At 71.6% G+C, this 22,653-nt stretch carries 16 protein-coding genes and 1 pseudogene; 3 read left to right on the top strand and 14 right to left on the bottom strand.

The window, feature by feature from the left end:
• Positions 1-19: 19 nt before the first annotated feature.
• From FQY64_RS09665 to radC, 12 genes are all read right to left on the bottom strand, one after another.
• Positions 20-214: a hypothetical protein gene (locus FQY64_RS09665; protein ID WP_146474059.1), complete on the bottom strand. Its 195-nt coding sequence runs from the start codon at positions 212-214 to the stop codon at positions 20-22.
• 131 nt (positions 215-345) lie between these two features.
• Complete coding sequence (locus FQY64_RS09670) at positions 346-1,329, bottom strand: XVIPCD domain-containing protein (protein WP_146474060.1); 984 nt, start codon at positions 1,327-1,329, stop codon at positions 346-348.
• Positions 1,330-1,336: 7 nt separating this feature from the next.
• Positions 1,337-1,915, bottom strand: coding sequence for a hypothetical protein (locus FQY64_RS09675; RefSeq protein ID WP_146474061.1), 579 nt, complete (start codon positions 1,913-1,915; stop codon positions 1,337-1,339).
• 397 nt (positions 1,916-2,312) lie between these two features.
• Entirely contained in the window at positions 2,313-2,948 is a 636-nt protein-coding gene (locus FQY64_RS09680; RefSeq protein WP_146474062.1) for a histidine kinase dimerization/phospho-acceptor domain-containing protein, read from the bottom strand.
• A gap of 2 nt (positions 2,949-2,950) precedes the next feature.
• On the bottom strand, positions 2,951-4,693 hold the full coding sequence (locus FQY64_RS09685) for an ATP-binding response regulator (RefSeq protein WP_146474063.1): 1,743 nt from the start codon (positions 4,691-4,693) through the stop codon (positions 2,951-2,953).
• Entirely contained in the window at positions 4,678-10,116 is a 5,439-nt protein-coding gene (locus tag FQY64_RS09690; protein ID WP_222431777.1) for a HAMP domain-containing protein, read from the bottom strand. The genes FQY64_RS09685 and FQY64_RS09690 overlap by 16 nt, the downstream gene beginning before the upstream one ends.
• A 191-nt stretch (positions 10,117-10,307) precedes the next feature.
• Positions 10,308-11,015: a 2OG-Fe(II) oxygenase gene (locus tag FQY64_RS09695; protein ID WP_146474065.1), complete on the bottom strand. Its 708-nt coding sequence runs from the start codon at positions 11,013-11,015 to the stop codon at positions 10,308-10,310.
• A gap of 4 nt (positions 11,016-11,019) precedes the next feature.
• Positions 11,020-12,735, bottom strand: a complete 1,716-nt coding sequence (gene ggt / locus FQY64_RS09700; RefSeq protein ID WP_146474066.1) for a gamma-glutamyltransferase — start codon at positions 12,733-12,735, stop codon at positions 11,020-11,022.
• A 108-nt stretch (positions 12,736-12,843) separates the two neighbouring features.
• Positions 12,844-13,239, bottom strand: a complete 396-nt coding sequence (locus tag FQY64_RS09705) for a hypothetical protein (protein WP_146474067.1) — start codon at positions 13,237-13,239, stop codon at positions 12,844-12,846.
• Positions 13,240-13,496: 257 nt separating this feature from the next.
• Positions 13,497-14,234: an SPOR domain-containing protein gene (locus FQY64_RS09710; RefSeq protein WP_146474068.1), complete on the bottom strand. Its 738-nt coding sequence runs from the start codon at positions 14,232-14,234 to the stop codon at positions 13,497-13,499.
• Positions 14,234-15,922, bottom strand: coding sequence for an arginine--tRNA ligase (gene argS, locus FQY64_RS09715; protein ID WP_146474069.1), 1,689 nt, complete (start codon positions 15,920-15,922; stop codon positions 14,234-14,236). The genes FQY64_RS09710 and argS overlap by 1 nt, the downstream gene beginning before the upstream one ends.
• A gap of 63 nt (positions 15,923-15,985) precedes the next feature.
• On the bottom strand, positions 15,986-16,660 hold the full coding sequence (radC, locus tag FQY64_RS09720; RefSeq protein WP_146474070.1) for a RadC family protein: 675 nt from the start codon (positions 16,658-16,660) through the stop codon (positions 15,986-15,988).
• Positions 16,661-16,878: 218 nt separating this feature from the next.
• Here radC and coaBC point away from each other — a divergent pair.
• From coaBC to FQY64_RS09735, 3 genes and pseudogenes are all read left to right on the top strand, one after another.
• Positions 16,879-18,110, top strand: a pseudogene (coaBC, locus tag FQY64_RS09725) (bifunctional phosphopantothenoylcysteine decarboxylase/phosphopantothenate--cysteine ligase CoaBC).
• Positions 18,111-18,157: 47 nt separating this feature from the next.
• Positions 18,158-18,616 carry a dUTP diphosphatase gene (gene dut, locus FQY64_RS09730; RefSeq protein ID WP_146474071.1) on the top strand — a complete coding sequence of 153 codons (459 nt, stop codon included), beginning with the start codon at positions 18,158-18,160 and terminating at the stop codon, positions 18,614-18,616.
• Between the two features lie 23 nt (positions 18,617-18,639).
• The gene (locus FQY64_RS09735; RefSeq protein ID WP_146474072.1) at positions 18,640-21,000 is read left to right on the top strand and encodes a phosphomannomutase/phosphoglucomutase; all 2,361 of its coding nucleotides are present in this window, start codon (positions 18,640-18,642) and stop codon (positions 20,998-21,000) included.
• Positions 21,001-21,188: 188 nt separating this feature from the next.
• Here the strand turns inward: FQY64_RS09735 and FQY64_RS09740 are convergent, their stop codons facing one another.
• Both FQY64_RS09740 and pyrE read right to left on the bottom strand, forming a co-directional pair.
• A complete protein-coding gene (locus FQY64_RS09740) occupies positions 21,189-21,857 on the bottom strand; it encodes a hypothetical protein (RefSeq protein ID WP_146474073.1) in 669 nt (222 codons plus the stop codon).
• Between the two features lie 46 nt (positions 21,858-21,903).
• Positions 21,904-22,563 carry an orotate phosphoribosyltransferase gene (pyrE, locus tag FQY64_RS09745; protein WP_146474074.1) on the bottom strand — a complete coding sequence of 220 codons (660 nt, stop codon included), beginning with the start codon at positions 22,561-22,563 and terminating at the stop codon, positions 21,904-21,906.
• Positions 22,564-22,653: the final 90 nt, after the last annotated feature.

Below are 22,653 nucleotides of genomic sequence, written 5' to 3' on the forward strand. Positions count from 1 at the left end.
CTCCCCGTGTCCGCGCACGCTACCCGACCGGCGCGCGCGCCCACAACGGCAGGGCGAGCAGGCCGAGCAGCAGGCCGCAGCCGACCAGCGCCGCGGCCAGCCGCGGGGCCAGGCCGTGGGCGATCGTCAGCGCGCCGGCGGTGACCATCGACGGCATCGCCGCTTCCAGCACCACCGTGCGCGCCACGTCGCCGGACAGGCCGAGCGTCAGCATCGCCAGCGGCAGCGCACATCGGAGAGCTGGCGCAGGCCGTGGGCAATCCATGGCAGCGGCGTGCCCGGCATCATCGTGAGCCCGGCCACAGCGCCCAGGCCGGGCCGAGCAGACGCGGCGCCGCGCAAGACTCAGCCGGGCGTGAGCGCCATGCGCGGCGCAGCGAAGGTGGGCGTGATCTCCGGCGTGCGGTCGGGGACCGGTGCCGGCGCCGCGTGCCGCATCGCCTGCAAGCGGGCCACCGAGGTATCCACCGGCACGGCCACCGCCTCGTCGGTCCGCATCCACGCGCGCAGATGGCCAGGATGCTGCGGGTCGCCCTGCACCGCGAACACCCGCTCGCCGGCCCGCGCGTCCGCGGTCGCGGCACTCAGCAGGACCGCATCCACCTGCCGCAGGCCGTGCTGCGCCGCCAGCACCGCGACGCTTGCGGCCAGCCGGGCGCTGGCTGCGTCGGAGATGCGCCCCCGCTCGGCATCGAGGCGCTGCACGCCCTGCACGCAATCGCGGCACAACGGACGGTAGGGCGCTGGCACCGCATCGCTGAGCAGCCAATGGAACGGGTTCGCCGTGCGCGGGATCTCGCGCTGCACTTCGCGGTTCAGCCGGCTGTGCGGGAACGGAGCGGGAATGGAGCGGATGGCTTCGACGTTGTCCACGGGCTTGAGCGCGCCGTCGAAATCCAGGCTCGGCCGGCCGGTCGGATCGGCGATCCAGCCGGTGCCGTGCGCGCCCAGACGGAAGCGCGGATGCAGGCCGCCGGCGTGCAGCACCGCCCAGGCGAAATCGACGCAGCTGTTGTGCAGCAGGCCGTAGCTGCGGAACCGAGCCTCCTCGCCGTCCAGGGCGCGCCGGCCGAACGACCTCATCGCCGCGTACTGTTCGGCCGTGATCTCGATCGTGCGCTCGTAGAACGAGCTGGAATAGTCATTGACGTCGCTTTTGCTGACTCTTGCCTGGCCGATAGGTTTGCCATTGATAGGCGCCATTCCAAGGCTGATTTCGCTGCTGCCGTCGCCGAGCACGACGTACATGTGGCCCGGAAGCGAGCGTTTGCCGTCTTTCAGCAACGTGCCGGGAGCGGCGATGTGAATAGTGACGGTGTATCGGTCCATGATGGTCTTACTTCGCGGGCAATGGGTGCGAGACGAACAGTTCGACCGGCCAGCCCGTCGCCGGCGCGCGCCCCCGATCCAGCAGGGTCGCCTCCAGTCGGTACAGGCCTGCGGCAGGCATGACCAATCGACTGTAGCTGGTCAAGTAGGAGTAAGCCGGATCGGCGGACAGTCCCTTGGCTTGAAACGCAACTTCGTCCACAGATACCTCGTGGGCACCCACCGTCACCCCGTTCTCCAGCGGGACGGTGCGCCAGTCGCGAATGGCGGGCACGAACACATCCTGCGTCAGCCGCACCGGCTGCCAACCCTGCGGCGTGCGCCGCCACAGCCGCAGCCGCAGCCGGATCGAGTCGAAACGCGCTTCCGCCTCATCGGCCGAGGCGTCGACGTCGCCGGGGGGATCCGGCGCACGCAGTCCGATCAGCAGTGGAGCACCGTAATCGCGGCGCAGGGGCTCGATGCGGAACTGCACCACCGCGGTATGACCCACCCGCAGCGGAAATGGGCGCACCACCGGCAAGGCCTCGCCCTCGGGCGGGCGACGGCAACCGGCCGCGAGCAGCGCGACCGAGACCAGGAGCATCCCCAATCCGCGTTTCATGGCTTCCCTGCTCCGTGATCCCGAGTTCCGATGCGCCCGTATCCTGCCAGAAGCCCGACGCCCGCGCGGATCGCCGGCAGCGCCGTTGCAGGAGGGGTCCGGCTGCTGCCGTCGGCGGGCACGACGTACATGTGGCCCGGAAGCGGGCGGTTGCCATCTTTCAGCAACGTGCCGGGAGCGGCGAGGTGGCGGTGACGGTGCATCTGCCCCAGAGGGGGCTTCCGCTTCACAAGCGATCGGCGGACGCATCCGTTCGATCGCATTGCTCGCCGGCCCTTCCCGTCGCCTGCGCAAAAGGCGGGGGTCTGTCGTCTCCCGCTTGATCGCACAGCCGACAGTGGGAGAACGGGAAGAGGTGGACAGACCCGAGGGGGCTGACTTACGGCGACTGCGCCGGCAGTTCGACGTGCACCGCGAGCACGCCGCCGTCCTCGCGCTCGATCCACAGGCGGCCGTCGTGGGCGCGTGCGATCGCCGCCGCCACCGGCAGGTGCAGACCGAGGCCGTCGTCGGCGAGCAGCGGCGGCAGCGGCGTGTGCAGCAGCGCCTCGGGGTCCTCGAGCAGCTCGGGCAGCGCGGCGAAGCGGCGGCGCAGGCGGACGCGGCCGTCCTCCCAGCGGCCGACCAGCGGGTCGGGCGCGTCGGCCGGGCCCAGCCGCAACGCGCACAGCAGTCGCAGCAGTTGCGCCAGCCGCGCCGGATCGCCGTTCACCGGCAGCAGCGTCTCCGGCTGGAATTCGGCGTGGCCGGCCACCGGCGCGGGCGCCAGCTCGATCAGGTCGACCGGTTCCAGCCGCGAGACGCGTTCGCCGCGCTCGGCCCAGAAGCCGTTGGCCAGCTCGTCGAGCATCGCCAGCAACTGCTTGCTCTGCCGTTCGATCACCTCCAGCAGCCGCTGCGCCTCGCCGGCATCGCTCACGCCGCGGCGCAGCAGGTAGGCGGCCGTGCGCAACGTCGAGGCCGGGTTGCGCAGGTCGTGGACGACGCGTTGGGACCAGCCGCGGCGCATCCGCATCGCTACAGCTCGGCTGCGCGCGGGGCGGCGACGGCGGCGCACATGCGGCGGATGCCGTCCAGATCCGGCGGCTTGACCAGGTGGCCGTCGAAGCCGGCCTCCTGGGTGCGGCGGTGGTCCTCCGGCTGGCCCCAGCCGGTGACCGCCACCAGCCGCAGGCCGTCGCCGCGCGTGCCCTGCCGCAGCGCGCGCGCGACGTCGTAGCCGCTGCGTCCGGGCATGCCGAGATCGAGGAACACCAGCTCCGGCTCGAAACGCTCGACCGCCTGCTCGACCCCCTGCGGGTCGTACACGCAATCCACGGTATGGCCGAGCAGGCGGATCATCGCCGCCAGAGTATCGGCGGCATCGCGGTTGTCGTCGACCACCAGCACGCGCACGGGCGTGTCCGTGCCGACCACCGGCACGCGCGCGGGCGCGTCGTCCTCGGCCGCGCCCTCGCCGACCGGCAGGACCACGGTGAAGGTGCTGCCGCAGCCGATGCCGTCGCTGTGAACCTCGATGCGTCCGCCGTGCAGCCGGGCCAGCCGCTGCGCCAGCGTCAGGCCGATGCCCAGGCCGCCGTGCGCGCGTTCGGCGCTGGTGTCCACCTGGCGGAACGGATCGAACACGGTCGCCAGATCGTGCGGCGCCAGCCCGATGCCGCGATCGACCACGCGCACCGCGACGGTGTGGTCGGCGCGGCGCTCGGCGCGCACTTCGATGTGCGCGCCCGGCTCGGAGTATTTGGCGGCGTTGTTGAGCAGGTTGGCGAAGATCTGCGACAGCCGCGCCGGATCGGCGTACAGCAGCACCGGTTCGTCCGGCAGGTCGAGCAGCAGCGTGTGGCCGCGGTCGTCGATCAGCGGCTGCGCGGTGTCCACGGCGCATTCGATCGCCGCCTGCAGCGGCGTGAGCGTGCGCCGCAACACCATCTTGCCGCGGGTGATGCGGGAGACGTCGAGCAGGTCGTCCACCAGCCGCACCAGCAGGCGGAGCTGCCGTTCCATCGTGTCCTGCAGCGGATCGGCCGCCTCGCCCATCGTGATGCGGCGGATCGCCAGCGCGTTCTGCAACGGCGCCAGCGGATTGCGCAGTTCGTGCGCGAGGGTGGCGAGGAATTCGTTCTTGCGTTCGTCGGCCTCGCGCAGGCGCGCTTCCGCCTTGCGGCGCTCGGCGATCTCGACCTGCAGCTCGTCGTTGCGCGCGGCCAGCTCGGCGTTGGCGCGGCGCAGCGAGTCGTTCAGCGCTTCCAGCTCGCGCGCCTTGTCGGCGAGCAGCGCGCGGTTGGCGGCCTCGAGTTCCTCCGCCAGCGCCTGCGCCTCGCGCCGCTTGCGGTGCAGCTCGCACAGCACCTCGACCTTGCTGCGCAGGATCTCGGGGATGATCGGCACCATCACGTAGTCGACCGCGCCGAGCTTGTAGCCGCGCAAGCGGTCGAGGTCGGTGAGGTTGACCGCGGTGATGAAGATGATCGGCGTGCGCTGGTAGCGCGGATGCTGATGGATCAGACTCGCGGTGTCGAAGCCGTCCATGCCCGGCATGTTGACGTCGAGCAGGATGACCGCGAAGTCCTCCTCCATCAGCCGCTTCAGCGCCTCGGTGCCGCTGGAGGCCTCCACCAGACGCTCGCCGAGCGGCTCGAGGATGGTGCGGTAGGTGAGCAGGCGGCTGGGCTGGTCGTCGACCAGCAGCACGTTGACCGGCCGCGGCGTGCGCGGCCGGACCAGCAGCTCGCTGGCGGACTCGTTCAGCGATGCAGCCATTGACGCAGCACCCCGAGCAGCTGATCGGTGACCACCGGTTTGGCGAGGTAGTCGGACGCGCCCGCTTCGAGGCACTTCTCGCGGTCGCCCTTCATCGCCTTGGCGGTCAGCGCGACGATCGGCAGCGAACGGGATTCGGGCTTCTCGCGGATGGCGCGCATCGTGTCGTAGCCGTCCATGCCCGGCATCATGATGTCCATTAGCACCAGATCGATGTTCGGGTCGCTGGCGACGCGGTTGATCGCCTCCTGGCCGTTGGACGCGGTCACCACCTCCATGCCGTGGCGTTCGAGCACGCTGGAGAGCGCGAAGATGTTGCGCACGTCGTCGTCGACCACCAGCACGCGCTTGTTGCGGATGGCGTCGTCCGACTCGTGCAGGCGCTGCACCATGCGCTGCTGCGCGGGCGGCAGGTCGGCGATCACGCGGTGCAGGAACAGCGCGGTCTCGTCGAGCAGGCGCTCGGGCGATTCCACGCCCTTGATCACCACGCTGCGCGCCACCTTCTTCAGTCGGCGGTCCTCCTCGGCGGTCAGCTCCTTGCCGGTGAACACCACGATCGGCACCGCGCGCAGCGCCTCGTCGCGTTCGATGTGCTCCAGCAGCTCGAAGCCGGTCATGTCCGGCAGACGCAGATCGAGCACCGCGCAGTCGTACTGGCCGGTGCGCAGCGCCGCCAGCGCCTCCTCGCCGGTGCCGACGCTGTGGATCTCGATGTCGTCGTGCTGGATCAGCGCCTCGATGCTCATCCGCTCGTGGGCGTCGTCCTCGATCACCAGCAGCCGCTTCACCCGCGGCCGGGTGTATTCCTTGATCCGCTGCAGCGCCTCGCCGATCGACTCGGTGGTCGCCGGCTTGGCGAGGTAGCCGAACGCGCCGCGCTCGATGCTGTGGTGCCGCTCCTCCTCCACGGTGACGATCTGCACCGGGATGTGGCGGGTGCTCGAGTCCTGCTTGAGCCGCGCGAGCACCGTCCAGCCGAGCATGTCGGGCAGGAAGATGTCGAGCGTGATCGCGGTCGGCCGGTACTCGTGCACCAGATGCAGCGCCTCGGCGCCGCGCGCGGCGACGATCACGCGGAACCCGCGCGAGCGGCCGACGTCGCGCAGCACGCTGGCGTAGCGGGCGTCGTCCTCGACCACCAGCAGGACCGGATCGCCGGGCTCGATCAGCGCACGGTCGTCCTCCACCGGCTCCGGTTCAGGGGCGCTGCGCTCGCTGGCCAGCGATTCCGGCGGCGCGCTGGCCGCGCGCGCGGCGTGCGCCTCGTCGGGGCCGACGTAGCGCAGCGGCAGGTAGAGCGTGAACGTGCTGCCGACGCCGACCGTGCTCTGCAGCTTCAGCTCGCCGCCCAGCAGGCCGGCGATCTCGCGGCTGATCGCAAGGCCCAGACCGGTGCCGCCGTACTTGCGCGCGGTACCGGCGTCGGCCTGCTGGAACGCCTCGAACACGATCTTCTGCTTGTCCGGCGAGATGCCGATGCCGGTGTCCTCCACTTCGAAGGCGACCACCGCCGGCGCGCGGTCGAGCACCGAATGGCCCGGCGTCCAGCCGCCGCGCACGCGCTTCATGCGCAGCCGCACGCTGCCCTTCTCGGTGAACTTCAGCGCGTTGGACAGCAGGTTCTTCAGGATCTGCTGCAGGCGCTTGGGGTCGGTGGTCATCGCCGGTTCGAGGTCCGGCGCCATCTCCACCGAGAAATCCAGATTGCGGCGCTCGGCCTCGTGGCGGAAGCCGCGCTCCAGGTTCTCGCACAGGTGGCTGAAGGCGAGCTCCTCGCTTTCCACCGTCACCGTGCCCGACTCGATCTTCGACAGATCGAGGATGTCGGAGATCAGGTGCAGCAGGTCGGTGCCCGCGGCGTGGATGGTCTTGGCGAACTCGACCTGGCGCGGAGTGAGGTTGCTCTCCGGATTCTCGGCGAGCTGCTGGCCGAGGATCAGGATCGAGTTCAGCGGCGTGCGCAGCTCGTGCGACATGTTCGCCAGGAACTCGGACTTGTAGCGCGAGGTCAGCGCCAGCTCGGCGGCCTTCTCCTCCAGCGCGCGGCGCGCCTGCTCGATCTGCTGGTTCTTGCGTTCCACCTCGCTCTTCTGCTCGGCCAGCAGCGCGGCCTTGAGCGCGATCTCCTCGTTGGTCTGCTGCAGCTCCTTCTGCTGCGCCTGCAGCTCGGCGGCGAGCTGCTGCGACTGCGCCAGCAGCGCCTCGGTGCGCATCGACGCCTCGATGGTGTTGAGCACGATGCCGATCGAGCGCGACAACTGTTCCAGGAACGCGCGATGGGTGGGCGTGAACTCGGCGAGCGAGGCCAGTTCGATCACCGCCTTGACCTGATCCTCGAACAGCACTGGCAGCACGATGACGTTGCGCGGGGTGGCGCTGAACAGGCCGGATTCGATGCGCACGGTGTCCGGCGCGACCTCGTCGATCAGGATGATCTGCGCCTGCTCCGCGCACTGCCCGATCAGCCCCTGGCCGAACGCGAGCGTGGCCGGCGCCGGCGAGGACGGGCTGTCGGCGTAGCCGGCCTGCAGGCGCAGCCTGGGCGCGCCGCCGCCGTCGTCGTGCTCGACCACGTACATCAGACCCTGCTGCGCGTTCACCAGCGGCGCCAGTTCCGACAGCAGCATGCTGCCGAGCGTGATCAGGTCGCGCTGGCCCTGCATCATGCCGGTGAACTTGGCGAGGTTGGTCTTCAGCCAGTCCTGCTCGCGGTTCGACTCGGTGGTCGCGCGCAGGGTCTGGATCATCGAGTTGATGTTGTCCTTCAGCTCGGCGACCTCGCCGCGCACGTCCACGGTGATGGTGCGGGTCAGGTCGCCCTGGGTCACCGCGGTGGCCACGTCGGCGATCGCGCGCACCTGGTTGGTGAGGTTGGCGGCGAGCTGGTTGACGTTGTCGGTGAGGTCCTTCCAGGTGCCGGCCACGCCCGGCACCTGCGCCTGGCCGCCGAGCTTGCCTTCGGTGCCGACCTCGCGCGCCACCGTCGTCACCTGGTCGGCGAAGATCGCGAGCGTGTTGGTCATCGCGTTGATGGTGTCGGCCAGCTCGGCGATCTCGCCCTTCGCCTCCACCGTCAGCTTCTGGCGCAGGTCGCCGTTGGCCACCGCGGTCACCACCTTGGCGATGCCGCGCACCTGGGTGGTGAGGTTGGACGCCATCGAGTTGACGTTGTCGGTGAGGTCCTTCCAGATGCCGGCCACGCCCGGCACCTGCGCCTGGCCGCCGAGCTTGCCCTCGGTACCGACCTCGCGCGCCACGCGCGTGACTTCCGCCGCGAAGCCGTTGAGCTGGTCCACCATCGTGTTGATGGTGTCCTTGAGCTGCAGGATCTCGCCCTGCGCGTCGACCGCGATCTTGCGCGACAGGTCGCCCTTCGCCACCGCGGTCGCGACTTCGGCGATGTTGCGCACCTGGGTGGTGAGGTTGGACGCCATCGAGTTGACCGAGTCGGTCAGATCCTTCCAGGTGCCCGCCACGCCGGGCACCACCGCCTGGCCGCCGAGGCGGCCCTCGGTGCCGACCTCGCGGGCCACGCGCGTCACTTCCGAGGCGAAGCCGCGCAACTGGTCCACCATCGTGTTGATGGTCTCCTTGAGCTGCAGGATCTCGCCCTTGACGTCCACCGCGATCTTGCGCGACAGGTCGCCGCGCGCCACCGCGGTGGTGACCTCGGCGATGTTGCGCACCTGCGCGGTCAGGTTGGACGCCATCGAGTTGACGTTGTCGGTGAGGTCCTTCCAGATGCCGGCCACGCCGGGCACCTGCGCCTGGCCGCCGAGCTTGCCCTCGGTGCCGACCTCGCGCGCCACGCGGGTCACCTCGGCCGCGAAGCCGTTGAGCTGGTCCACCATCGTGTTGATGGTGTTCTTCAGCTCCAGGATCTCGCCGCGCACGTCCACGGTGATCTTGCGCGACAGGTCGCCGCGCGCCACCGCCGTCGTCACTTCGGCGATGTTGCGCACCTGCGAGGTCAGGTTCGACGCCATCGCGTTGACCGAGTCGGTCAGGTCCTTCCAGGTGCCGGCCACGCCCGGCACGATCGCCTGGCCGCCGAGCTTGCCTTCGGTGCCGACCTCGCGCGCCACGCGCGTCACTTCCGAGGCGAACGACCGCAGCTGATCCACCATCGTGTTGATGGTTTCCTTCAGCTCGAGGATCTCGCCGCGCACGTCCACGGTGATCTTGCGCGAGAGGTCGCCCTTCGCCACCGCGGTGGTCACCTCGGCGATGTTGCGCACCTGCGAGGTGAGGTTGGATGCCATCGAGTTGACGTGGTCGGTGAGGTCCTTCCAGGTACCCGCGACGTCGGGCACCACCGCCTGGCCGCCGAGCTTGCCTTCGGTGCCGACCTCGCGCGCCACGCGCGTGACTTCCGCCGCGAAGCCGTTGAGCTGGTCCACCATCGTGTTGACGGTGTTCTTCAGCTCCAGGATCTCGCCGCGCACGTCCACGGTGATCTTGCGCGACAGGTCGCCGCGCGCCACCGCCGTCGTCACTTCGGCGATGTTGCGCACCTGCGAGGTCAGGTTCGACGCCATCGCGTTGACCGAGTCGGTCAGGTCCTTCCAGGTGCCGGCCACGCCCGGCACGATCGCCTGGCCGCCGAGCTTGCCTTCGGTGCCGACCTCGCGCGCCACGCGCGTCACTTCCGAGGCGAACGAACGCAACTGGTCCACCATCGTGTTGATGGCTTCCTTGAGCTGCAGGATCTCGCCGCGCACGTCCACGGTGATCTTGCGCGAGAGGTCGCCGTTGGCGACCGCGATCGTCACCTCGGAGATGTTGCGCACCTGCGCGGTGAGGTTGGACGCCATCTGGTTGACCGAATCGGTCAGATCCTTCCAGACGCCGGAGACGCCCTTCACCTTGGCCTGGCCGCCGAGCTTGCCGGCGGTGCCGACCTCGAGCGCCACGCGAGTCACCTCCGAGGAGAACTCGCTCATCTGCTCGATCATGCCGTTGACCAGCCGCGCCGAGCGCAGGAACTCGCCCTGCAGCGGGCGGCCGTCGGCTTCCAGCGGCACGGTGCGGGTGAGATCGCCGCGCGAGACGCTGGCGATCGCCTCGGTCATCGCCTCCACCGGCCACACCAGATCGTCGATCAGCTCATTGACCGAGCGTTCCATCCCGGCCCAGGCGCCCTGGCGCGCGGCCGGCGTGATGCGCTGCCGGGTCTGGCCCTTGCGGCCGACGGTGTCGCGCACCTGCTGCAGATCCTCGGCCAGCCGCCGGTTGGAGGCGACCAGGCGGTTGAACGATTCCGCGAGTTTTCCTTCCAGCCCGGCCCAGTGTGCGGGCAACTGGACCGAGAAATCGCCCGCCTCCACCGCCTGCATGGCGGCCAGCAGGGCCAGCAACGGTTCTTCCGTGCCCTGGCCCGCGCGCGTGGTGCGGGGCCGACGCTTGATGACTGCCGACACGTGTGTGATCCCCCCGTGCATCCGTCTTGCGGACTGCGCGCGGGCTGCGGCCGTACCGTGACGGAAATGGGGAAACGCTAGTGTGCGTGGCGTGATGACGGCCTTGACAACCGCCGTCACACTTTTGGGGCTCCGGTCGCCCCGGGAGCATCCCCGCCACCCCTGCCGGGCCCGTCCGGATGCGGTGCCGGTCAGCCCGCGCCGCGGGCGAGCCACCAGCCGGTGATCGCGTGCCGCGGGCATGCCGCCCACGGGCTCACCAGCGTGACCTGATGGCGCTGCGGCACCCGGAACAGGCTGAGCGAGTTCCAACGCGGCATCAGCGTCTGCGTCACCCGGCCCTCGGCATCGAGGAACTGCAACTGCCCGCCCCAGTCCGGGCGCCAGGCGCGGGTGAGGTTGAGCACGTAGGCGTAGCGGCGGCCCTCGCGGCTGTCCTCGTCGGAGTGCGGCATCAGGAACTGGCCCGGCCGGTAGCGCGTGCACTGCGCGTTGACGTGGGTGATGGCGGCATCGCCGGTGAGCCAGCGCGCGAAGGCGATGAATTCGGGCGTGTTGAAGAACTGCAGCACGCCGTGGACCGGAAGCTGCGGATCCCAGCCCTCCTTGGCGGCGCGCACCAGCATGTAGCTGTCGTAGGCGAACTGGTACTCCTGCGCGGCGCGCGCGTAGGCGCGTTCGAGCAGCGCGCGGTAGCCGGCCTCGTCGGGGTACGCGCCGCGCTCGGAGGTGCGCGATTCGCCCGTGCTGCGCTCGGCGAGGTGCCAGGGCACCTCGTGCTCCAGGCAATGCGCCAGCGCCTCGGCGGCGGCCGGTTGCAGGAAGTCGGGGATCTGCACGCGCGAGTCCGCCGCCAGCGCCTGCCGCCAGCGCGCCAGATCGAGCCCGTTGTTGATCATCCGCTCAGTACCCCGCGGCCTGGCCGTCCTTGCGCGACTCGCTGGCGCCGATGTAGCCGCCGTGCGGGTTGACCATGATCGCCTGGTAGCCGCCGTAGGGGCCGTCGGCGAACTTCACCGTGTGGCCCTTGCGCATCAGCTCGCGCACGGTCTGGTAGGGAAAGCCGCTCTCGAGCTCCAGCACGCCGCCGTCGCTCATCGCCACCGCCTGGCCGGCCGGATCGGTGGAGCCGTCGTGGTGCAGACGCGGCGCGTCGCCGGCTTCCTGCAGGTTCATGCCGAAGTCGATCAGGTTGAGCAGGATCTGCACGTGGCCCTGCGGCTGCATCGCCCCGCCCATCACCCCGAACGACAGCCACGGCTTGCCGTCCTTGGTCACGAACGCCGGGATGATGGTGTGAAACGGCCGCTTGCCGGGCGCGAACGCGTTCGGGTGGCCTTCCTTCAGCACGAACTGCTCGCCGCGGTCCTGGAAGATGAAGCCCAGCCCCGGCGGCGCCATGCCGCTGCCCATGCCGCGGTAGTTGGACTGGATCAGCGAAACCATCATCCCGTCCGGATCGGCGACGGTCATATAGATGGTGTCGCCCTCGTCGAGCTCCTCCGGCGTCGCCGGCTGCACCTCGCGCAGCGCGCGCTCCATCGAGATCAGCTTGCGGCGGCGCGCCGCGTAGTCGTCGGACAGCAGCTTGGCCACCGGCGTCCTGAAGAAATCCGGATCGGCATACCAGCGCGCGCGGTCGGCGAAGGCGAGCTTCTTCGCCTCGGTCAGCAGATGCAGATGCTCCGGGCTGCCGAAGCCGTAGCGCTTCAGGTCGAAGCCTTCGAGGATGTTGAGCATCTGCAGCGCGGCGATGCCCTGGCCGTTGGGCGGCAGCTCCCAGACGTCGTAGCCGCGGTAGTTCACGCTGACCGGCGCGACCCATTCGCCGCGGTGCGCGGCCATGTCTTCGTACGACAGGAAGCCGCCGTTGGCCTTGAAGTAGGCGTCGATGGTGCGCGCGATGTCGCCCTTGTAGAACGCGTCGCGGCCGCCCTGCGCGATCTTCTCGAGCGTGTCGGCCAGGTTCGGGTTCTTCCACATCTCGCCGGTGCGCGGTGCGCGGCCGTCGATGGTGAACTGCTCCCTGAAGCCCGGCCACTTCGACAGCACCGGCACGCTGCGCGCCCAGTAGTGGGCGATCGTCTCGTGCACCGGATGGCCTTCGCGCGCATAGCGGATCGCCGGCGCCAGGTTGTCGGCCATCGGCTTGCGGCCGAAGCGTTCGTGCAGGGCGAACCACGCATCGACCGTGCCCGGCACCGTCACCGGCAGCGGGCCGTGCGGCGGAATGTCCTTGAGGCCGCGGCGCTGGAACTCGGCCAGCGTCAACGACTTCGGCGAGCGTCCCGAGCCGTTGTAGCCGTACAGCTTCTTCGTCTTCGGATCCCACACGATCGCGAACAGGTCGCCGCCGATGCCGTTGCCGGTCGGCTCCATCAGGCCGAGCGCGGCGTTGGCCGCGATCGCGGCGTCGACCGCGCTGCCGCCGCTTTTCATCACGTCGAGCGCGATCTGGGTGGCGAGCGGGTGCGAGGTCGCCGCCATCGCGTGCGGCGCGTAGACCTCGCTGCGGGTGGCGAACGGCGAGCCGGTGATGCGGTCGGCGGCCGGCGCCGGCAGCGCGGCGGTCAAGGCGAAGGCGAGCGCGAACGTACGGAGGACAGGGGGCAGGTGCATGGCCGGAAGCGTCGGAACGGTCGCCGGCACGATAGCGCACCGCTCGTGCGCGCGCCGGGAGCGGACGCCGTGCTCCGGCATGCCGCGCCGGGCAGGCGTCGCTGCGGATCAGGCGGCGGCGCGCCGCTGCGCCCAGCGCTCGCCGGCAAACGCGCCGGCCCACGCCGCCGCCACCGTGAGCGCGATCGCCAGCGCGTTGAAGCGCAGCGCCTCCGGCAGCGTCGGCGTCATCGGCGACGCCGGCGAGGGGGTGCCGAGCAGCGCGAAGGTGAGCACCCACAGCGTCAGCGACACCGCGACCGCGATCCACTGGAAGCGGTGGCGCGCGATCGCGCCGCCCAGCGCCATCGCGCCGAACGCCGCCACCACGTCCAGCATCGGCAGCGAGCCCAGCGGCGTGCGGAACGCGAGCGCACCGGCCGCCCCCGTCCAGAACAGCACCAGGTCGAACACGAGCAACACGGCGAGCGCGACCACGCCGCCGATCAGGATGCGTTTGTCCACGTCATGCCTCTCCCCGCAACGACGCACCGAGTCTAGCCGCGCCTCCGTCGCCGCCCGCGCGCGGCGCCGCCGAAATGCGACGAGCGTGGCGCCACGGCCGAGGACCGGCGCACCTCGCCGCGAGCAGCCTGCAGGCGCGGCTTCAGCCGCGTGCGCGGCCTTGGGTATTGCCAAGGGCGTATGCCGCACGCGTGGCGGGCCGAGGGCCGCCATGACGTCGTTTCCAGCCGCGAATCGGGTCGCGGCTGAAGCCGCGCCTACTGCAGGCGAATCGGCATCGCCTGCAGGCCGCTGCCTTCGAGCTTGCGCTTGGCGTCGGCCAGTTCGCTGGCGCTGCCGTAGGGGCCCATGCGCACGCGGAACACGGTCTTGCCGCCGACCTTGGCCGACTCCACCCGCGCGCTGAGGCCGAGCAGGGCGATCTTCGCCTTCAGCTCCTCGGCCTGGCCGGAGGCCTCGAACGCGCCGGCCTGCAGCAAGTAGCGCGCGCGGGTGTCCTCGGCGGCGGGCCGCGCGGCATCGGCCTTCCCGGTCGCGCTCGCCGGCGGCGTCGGCGCGCCGGCCTCGTCCACCGGCTTGGGCAGCGCCGCGGCCTCTTCCGGCTTCCGTGCGTCCGCGCGCTCGGCCTCGGCGCGCTCGGAGGCGGCCAGTTCGGCGTCGCTCATCGGCACTTCCTTGCCGGGCAGCAGGGTGTAGAAGTCGTACTCGCGCTCCGGCGCCGGCTCGGCGTCCGGCGCGGGCCGGGGCTTGTCCGCGGGCGCGACATCGTCGGCCACGATCGGCTGGCCGTCGTCCTCGTCCACCGCGGCCGGCTGCGCATCCGGATCCGGCCGGGGCCGGAAGAACTCGGCGGGGCGGGACTCCATCAGCCGCGGCGCCAGCCAGATCGCGCCGACGCCCAGCAGCAGCCCGAGCACCAGCCACGCCCAGCCCGGCATGCCACCGCGCGGGGAGGAATTGCGTCGCGCCTGCGACTTGCCGCGTCGTGCCGCCATCACATCACCTCGGGTGCGTTCACGCCCAGCAGCTCGAGCGCGTTGGCCAGCGCCTGCCGGGTGGCCTGGGCGAGCGCGAGCCGCGCACTGCGCTGCGCGTCGTCGTCGACCAGGATCTGGTGTGCGTTGTAGTAGCTCTGGAACGCCTGCGCCAGCTCCAGCGCGTAGGCGGCGATCAGGTGCGGTTCCAGATCGCGCCCGGCGGCGGCCACCACCTCCGGGAAGCGCAGCAGCGCGGTGACCAGCTCGCGCGTCGCCTCATCGTCCAGGTCGAGCGGCTGCGCCAAGCCAAGCTGCGGGTCGTAGCTCAGCCCGCGCTCGCGCAGCTGGCGCATCAGCCCGCACATGCGCGCGTGCGCCACCTGCACGTAGTACACCGGGTTGTCGAGCGACTGGCTGCGCGCGAAGTCGATGTCGAAGGTGAGCTGCGAATCCGGCTTGCGCGCGACCAGGAACCAGCGCGTGGCGTCGCGACCGACCTCGTCGATCAGATCGCGCAGGGTGACGTAGCTGCCGGCGCGCTTGGACAGCTTCACCTCCTCGCCGCCGCGCATCACCGTCACCATCTGGTGCAGCACGTACTCCGGATAGCCCTGCGGAATGCCGGCGCCGAGCGCCTGCAGGCCGGCCTTCACCCGCGCCAGCGAGCCGTGATGGTCGGCGCCGAGCTCGGTGATGGCGCGCTCGTAGCCGCGCTGCCACTTCGACAGGTGGTAGGCCACGTCCGGCACGAAGTAGGTGTAGCTGCCGTCGGACTTGCGCATCACGCGGTCCTTGTCGTCGCCGAACGCGGTGGTGCGCAGCCACAGCGCGCCGCCTTCCTCGTAGGTGTGGCCGCGCTCGACCAGCGTGCGCACGGTCTCTTCGACCTTGCCGTCGGTGTACAGCGAGCTTTCGAGGAAGAACACGTCGAAGCGCACGCCGAACGCGTCGAGGTCGAGGTTCTGCTCGCGGCGCAGGTAGGCCACCGCGAAGCGGCGGATGGCGTCGAGGTCGTCCGGATCGCGCGCGCCGGTGACGACGTGGCCGTCGACCTCGACGCTGGCGCCGTCCAGGTACGCGCGCGCCACCTCGATGATGTACTCGCCGCGGTAGCCGTCCTCCGGCCAGCCCGGATGCTCCGGCCCGCGCCCCTGCGCGCGCGCCTGCACCGAGCGCGCCAGGTTGTCGATCTGCGCGCCGGCGTCGTTGTAGTAGAACTCGCGCACCACGTCCCAGCCGTTGGCGGCGAGGATGCGACTGATGCAGTCGCCGATCACCGCCGCGCGGCCGTGGCCGACGTGCAGCGGGCCGGTCGGATTGGCCGAGACGAACTCGACGCCGACACGGTGGCCGGCGCCGCTGGTGTTGTGGCCGAAGCGCGCACCCTGCGCGAACACCCCGGCGAGCTGCGCGCGCCAGGCCGACTCGTGCAGATGGAAGTTGATGAAGCCGGGGCCGGCGATCTCCACCTTCGCGATCGCGTGGTTGCCCGGCAACGCGTCCACCAGCGCCTGCGCCAGCGCGCGCGGGTTGCTGCGCGCGGGCTTCGCCAGCAGCATCGCCGCGTTGGTGGAGAAATCGCCGTGGCTGCGTTCCTTCGGCCGTTCGACCACGAAGTCGGGCGTGGCGGCGTCGGCCGGCAGCGTGCCGGCGGCGCGCAGCGCGTCGATGGCCTGGGCGATCAGGTCGCGGAGGGCGGTTTTCACGGAGGGCCCGGGGGAAGCGAAGGGAACCGCGCATTTTACGCGCAGCGGCCGCGACCGTTGCGGTCAGACCCAGCCGCGCGCGGCCATCGACACCGGCGGGCCGTCGCCGACGATGAAGTGATCGAGCAGGCGCACGTCCACCAGCGCCAGCGCCTCGCGCAGGCGACGGGTGACGCCGCGATCGGCCGCGCTGGGTTCCGGATTCCCGCTCGGGTGGTTGTGGCCGACGATCACCGCCGCCGCATTGTGCGCCAGCGCGCGCCGCACCACTTCGCGCGGGTGCACCTCGGTGCCGTCCAGCGTGCCGCGGAACAGCTCCTCGAACGCCAGTGCGCGGTGGCGGGTATCGAGGAACAGCACCGCGAACACCTCCTGCGCCAGCCCGCGCAGGCGCTGCGCGAAGTAGCGGCCGGCGCTCGCCGGGTCGGTGAGCGCCTCGCCGCGTTCCAGGCCCGCGGCCAGATGCCGGCCCGCCAGCTCCAGCGCCGCGGCCAGCTTGCAGGCGCGGGCCGGGCCCAGGCCGGGCAGGCGCGCAAGCTCGGCCGGGGCGCGGTCCAGCAGCCGGCGCAGCGGCCCGTGCCCGCGCAGCAGATCCCGCGCGGTGGTCACCGCGTCCTGGCCGCGCAGGCCGGAACCGAGGAAGATCGCCAGCAGTTCGGCGTCCGACAACGCGCGCGCGCCACGGGCGAGCAGCTTCTCGCGGGGACGTTCGTCGACGGGCCAGTCGCGGATATGCATGCGGGGGCGGGCAGAAGGCGGCGGGACCGGAAGCCAGGGGCGGTCGCACCAGGGGTCGCGTGAGTGAGGCCGGGCGCCGCGTCTTGGGGGTCCGCGACGCGCGTGCTTCCGGTCCCGCCGACGCACAGGCTAGGCGCCGCGCACGCCGCTTCCCATCGGGCGATGCGACGGCATCGGGTAAGCTGACCGCCCGATCCCGCACCGGATTTTTCCGACCCATGCCGGAACCGCGTTCTCCCCTCGAGGGCCAGCGCGTGCTGCTGTGCGTCTGCGGCGGCATCGCCGCCTACAAGGCGGCCGAGCTGGTCCGCCGCCTGCGCGAGGCCGGCGCCGAGGTGCAGGTGGCGATGACCGACAACGCCCGGCGCTTCGTCGGCGCGGCGACGTTCCAGGCGCTGTCCGGCCGCGCGGTGCGCACCTCGCTGTGGGACGAGGCCGCCGAGGCGGCGATGGGCCACATCGAACTGGCGCGCTGGGCCGACCGCGTGCTGGTGGCGCCCGCCACCGCCAACACACTGGCGAAGCTGGCCCACGGCCTCGCCGACGATCTGGTCAGCACCCTGTGCCTGGCGACGGTCGCGCCGATCGCGGTCGCGCCGGCGATGAACAACCGCATGTGGCTGCATCCGGCGACGCAGGCCAACCTCGCGATCCTGCGCCAGCGCGGCGTGCGCGTGATCGGCCCGGACGAAGGACCGCAGGCGTGCGGCGAATTCGGCCCCGGACGGATGAGCGAACCGGCGGCGATCGTCGCCGCGCTCGCGGAGGCCGCATGAGCCTGGCCGGCCGCCGCGTCCTCGTCAGCGCCGGTCCGACCTACGAAGACATCGACCCGGTGCGGTTCCTCGGCAACCGCAGCAGCGGCAAGATGGGCTTCGCGGTCGCCGCCGCCGCCGCCGCGCGCGGTGCGCAGGTGGTGCTGGTCGCAGGTCCGGTGCATCTGCCGACGCCGCCGGGCGTGGCGCGCGTGGACGTGCGCTCGGCCGCGCAGATGCACGCCGCGGTGCTCGACGCGCTGCCGGCCGACGTCTACGTCGGCGCCGCGGCGGTGGCCGACTACACCCCGCGCACGGTCGCCGCGCGCAAGCTGAAGAAGCGGCCCGGCGCCGACACGCTCGCGCTCGAACTGGTGCGCACGGCCGACATCCTCGCCGACGTCGCCGCGCATCCGCGGCGGCCGCGGCTGGTGGTCGGCTTCGCCGCCGAGACCGACGAGCTGGAGCATTACGCCCGCGACAAGCTCGTGCGCAAGCGCGTGGACCTGATCGCCGCCAACCGCGTCGGCAGTGCCGACTGCCCGTTCGAGCGCGACGACAACACCCTGCACGTGTTCGCCGCCGACGGCGCCTGGACGCTCGGCCCCGCGCCGAAGCGCGAGGTCGCCGAAGCGCTGCTCGACCTGATCGCCCGCCGGCTCGAGGCCGATCCGGCCACGGATCGAAGCGGATGAACGCAGCTCGGCCTCCGACCTCGAATCCGAATCCCGACTCCAGCCCCATGCATCGCACCCTCGAACTGAAGATCCTCGACGCCCGCTTCGGCGCCGACTGGCCACTGCCCGAATACGCCACGCCGGCCAGCGCGGGCCTGGATCTGCGCGCCGCGCTCGGGACGCCGCTCACGCTCGCGCCCGGCGATGCCGCGCTGGTGCCGTCGGGCCTGGCGATCCATCTCGGCGATCCGACGCTGTGCGCGGTGGTGCTGCCGCGATCGGGCCTGGGTCACAAGCACGGCATCGTGCTCGGCAACGGCACCGGCCTGATCGACGCCGATTACCAGGGCCCGTTGATGATCAGCGTGTGGAATCGCGGTCGGGAGCCTTTTACGATGCAGCCGGGCGACCGTATCGCGCAGCTCGTCGTGTTGCCGATCGTGCGCGTGCAGTTGCAGGTGGTCGACGGTTTCGAGGCCAGCGCGCGCGGCGCGGGCGGCTTCGGGCACACCGGCGTGCGGTGAGCGCAGCAGACAGGGGAGCGCGCATGAGCGAAACGGAAACCGGCCACGCCCACGCGATCGCCGCCCAGCTCGGGCGGGCGATGCCGTGGGTGGCGGGCCTGTGCGTGGTGTTGGCGCTGTGGTTCGCCTACGCCTCCTGGCAACTGTTCCGCGACGACGCGCGCCGCGCCGCGATCACCCACGCGCGCAACGCGGCGGTCGACGCCGCGCATGCCGCGCTCACCACCGAACGGCGCCGCCTGACCGAGAAGCTGGCGCTGCCGAGCATGCAGGCCGCGCTGGCGGCGGGCGATCTCGCCAGCGCCTCGCGCCAGCTCGCCGCCGGCTGGAAGGCGAGCGAGGCGACCGTGCTGCCGCCCGATCTGGAGGGCGAGTACGCCGCGCTCGCCACCGTCCGCGAACCCGGCCGCTACGGCCGCCTGATGGTGCTGGAAGCGGCGCTGGCGCAGAACGGCATCGCGGTGGCGGTGATCCGCGGCGGCAAGGGCAGCGAGCTGGCGCTGGCGGCGCCGGCCACTGCCGGCGGCCGCATCGCCGGGCTTGCGTTCGTGCGCCTGCCGCTGGCGCGCATCGCCGCCGGGATCGAGCAGGGCGAAGTGGCCGACCACAGCTACCTGGCGCTGCGCCAGGGCACGCACACCATCGTCGAACGCGGCGACCGCGAACTGGCCGACGGCGCCGAGGCGCTCGCCGCCAAGATCCCCGGCACCGAGCTGCGCGTGGCCGCCGCGGTACCGGACCAGGCCGGAGGACCGCTTGGCCTTGACGCGCTCGGCACTAGCATCGCCGCCGTCGTGTTCCTGCTGCTGGCGTGGGTGGCCTGGCGCCTGCCGCACTGGCTGGCGCGCCGCGGCGGCGCTCCGGTCGAGGAGACGGAGGCGCCGACGCTGGCCGAAGCCGGCCTTGCGCCTGCGGCGGACACGGCCGCCCCGTCCCCCACCGGTCCCCCGCCCATGCCCTCAGCCGCACCCGCCGTTTCCGAACCCGCCAGCCATCCGGCCGCCTACGACATCGACCGCGGCATCTTCCGCGCCTACGACATCCGCGGCATCGTCGGGCAGTCGCTCGACGCCAACGTCGCCCGCCTCGTCGGTCAGGCGATCGGCACGCTGATGCACGAACAGGGCCTGACCGACATCGTGGTCGGCCGCGACGGCCGCCTGTCCGGTCCGGCGCTGGTCGACGGGCTGGTCGCCGGCCTGCGCCGCGCCGGCCGCAACGTGATCGACATCGGCGTGGCGCCGACGCCGGTGGTCTACTTCGCCGCCTACCACCTGCGCGCCGGAAGCTGCGTGGCCGTCACCGGCAGCCACAATCCGCCCGACTACAACGGCTTCAAGGTGGTCGTCGGCGGCGAGACGCTGTCGGGCGACACCATTGTCGATCTTTACGAGCGCATCGCCGGCAACCGTCTGCACGAGTCGCCCACGCTCGGCACGCTGGCGCAGCGCGACGTCGGCGAGGACTACGTCGAGCGCATCGCCTCCGACATCCAGCTCGAGCGGCCGCTGAAGGTGGTGGTCGACGCCGGCAACGGCGTAGCCGGCGACATCGGCCCGCGCGTGCTGCGCGCGATCGGCGCCGAGGTGATCCCGCTGTTCTGCGAGATCGACGGCAGCTTCCCGAACCACCACCCCGACCCGAGCGAGCCGGAGAACCTGCGCGATCTGGCCAAGATGGTGGAGACGCTCGACGCCGACCTCGGCGTGGCCTTCGACGGCGACGGCGACCGCCTCGGCGTGATCACCCGTCAGGGCGTCAACGTGTTCCCCGACCGGCTGCTGATGCTGTTCGCCGCCGACGTGCTGGAGCGCAACCCGGGCGCGCAGATCATCTTCGACGTGAAGTGCACCGGCCGCCTGCCGGGCTACATCCTGCGCCACGGCGGCAGCCCGCTGATGTGGAAGACCGGCCACTCGCTGATCAAGGCCAAGATGCGCGAGACCGAGGCGGAGCTCGCCGGCGAGATGAGCGGCCACTTCTTCTTCCGCGAGCGCTGGTACGGCTTCGACGACGGCATCTACGCCGCCGCGCGCCTGCTGGAGATCCTCGCCGCGCGCCCGCAGACGCCGAGCGAGACGCTCGCCGCCCTGCCGGACGGCATCTCCACGCCGGAGATCAAGGTGCCGGCGCCGCACGGCGACCCGCACGCCTTCGTCGAGCGTTTCCGCGAGGCCGCGCGCTTCGAGGGCGGACGGCTGTCGACCATCGACGGCCTGCGCGTCGATTTCCCCGACGGCTGGGGCCTGATCCGCGCCTCCAACACCACGCCGGTGCTGGTGCTGCGCTTCGATGCCGACTCGCCGCAGGCGCTGGCGCGCATCCAGACCGACTTCCGCACGCAGTTGCGCGCGCTGCAGCCGGATCTCGAGCTGCCGTTCTGAGCGCGGCCCGCCGCCCGGCCCGCATCGCGCCGGGCCGGGGGGCGGATTCGCTGCGCGGGAACGCGCGAGGCTTCCGCGGCGGGACGTGCGGCAGTCGGGCGCGCCGTGCGTGCATGAGCGGTGGCGTCCGGGGACCGCAACGACGCGGCCGGCCGACACGCGTCCGGCGCGGCCGGTGGTGGCGGGCGTCAGCCGCCCAGCGACGCCATCCCTGCCGCCTGCGCCTGCGTGCGCTGCTTGAGTTCGCGATAGCGCTGCAGCGCCTCGTCGAGGTCGCTGTCGACCTGCGCGCGCGCCTGGCGCTGCTCGATCAGGGTGGTCTGCTGCCGCCGCAGATCGGCGTGCTGGCGCTGGATGTCGTCGCGCAGCTTGGCGTTGACCGGCCGGCCGGCCAGCTCGGCCTCGGCCGCGCGCTTGAGCAGCGCCAGCAGGCTCTGGCGCAGCGACTGGATGCCGAGCTGCGAGGCCTTGATGCTTTCGTCCAGCAGCACGATGCGTTCCTGGAACGCGCGGCGCAGATCGTCCTCGCTGGCGTAGGACTCCACCATCGCCAGCAGCCGGCGCTGCGCCGCCTCGCGCTCGAGCGCGGCGCGCCGCTCGGCCTCCAGGCGCGCCTGCTCGGCGGCGCGCTCGGCCTCGGTCGGCGCGCGCGCCACGCGCGCCACCGCGCGGCCGCTGGTGGCGCTCAGCTCGGTGCGTTCGGCATCGACCGCGTCGGCCGGCAGGGCGTCGCCGCAGACCTTGCGCCCGTTCTCGTTCCAGCAGTAGAGCTTCTTGGTCGCCGGCGCGCCCTTGGACTGCGCCAGCGCCAGCGCCGGCGCCAGCAGCAGCGCCACCGCGGTCGAACGGATGTGCATGTCGGCCCCCCTGCCGTCAGTACACGGGCTTCGATTGTGTCCCGGATCAGGGCTCAAGGCTGCCATAGGCGTCACGATACGCCAGCAGGCGCGGGCGCTCGCCGACGAGCTCCGGCGTTTCGCCGACGAACGCGAGCAGATCGCGCAGCCGCGCCACCGCGATCACCGGCAGCCCGTGCTCGGCGGCGACCGTCTGCGCGGCCGAGGCGCGCGAGCGCGCCGGGTCCACCGCTTCCTCGCGGTCGAGCGCGATCGCGATGCCGGCCGGCTGCCCGCCGGCCTGCGCGATCAGCGCGAGCGACTCGCGGATCGCGGTGCCGGCGGTGATCACATCGTCCACGATCAGCGCGCGCCGGCCGGCGAGCGGCGCGCCGATCAGCACGCCGCCCTCGCCGTGCGTCTTCGCCTCCTTGCGGTTGAACGCGACCGGCAGATCGCGCCCGCGTCGCGCGAATTCGCAGGCCAGCGCGGTCGCCAGCGGAATGCCCTTGTACGCCGGACCGAACAGCAGGTCGAACCGCAGCCCCGCCGCTTCGACCGCATCGGCATAGCAGGCGGCCAGTTCGGCCAGCGCCGCGCCGGTGTTGAACTGCCCGGCGTTGAAGAAATAGGGCGAGACGCGGCCGGACTTCAGCGTGAACTCGCCGAAGCGCAGCGCCTGCGCGCGCAGCGCAAGTTGCAGGAAACGGGTGCGGTGATCGGCCACGGGCGGGGAATAGGGGAATAGGGACCCGGGAATCGTAAGACAGGCATCCATCCCGTGACGACCTTGAACCGGCCGTGCATGATCGGCCGG

Source organism: Vulcaniibacterium thermophilum (assembly GCF_007923255.1).
Classification (GTDB): Bacteria; Pseudomonadota; Gammaproteobacteria; order Xanthomonadales; family Xanthomonadaceae; genus Lysobacter_F; species Lysobacter_F thermophilum.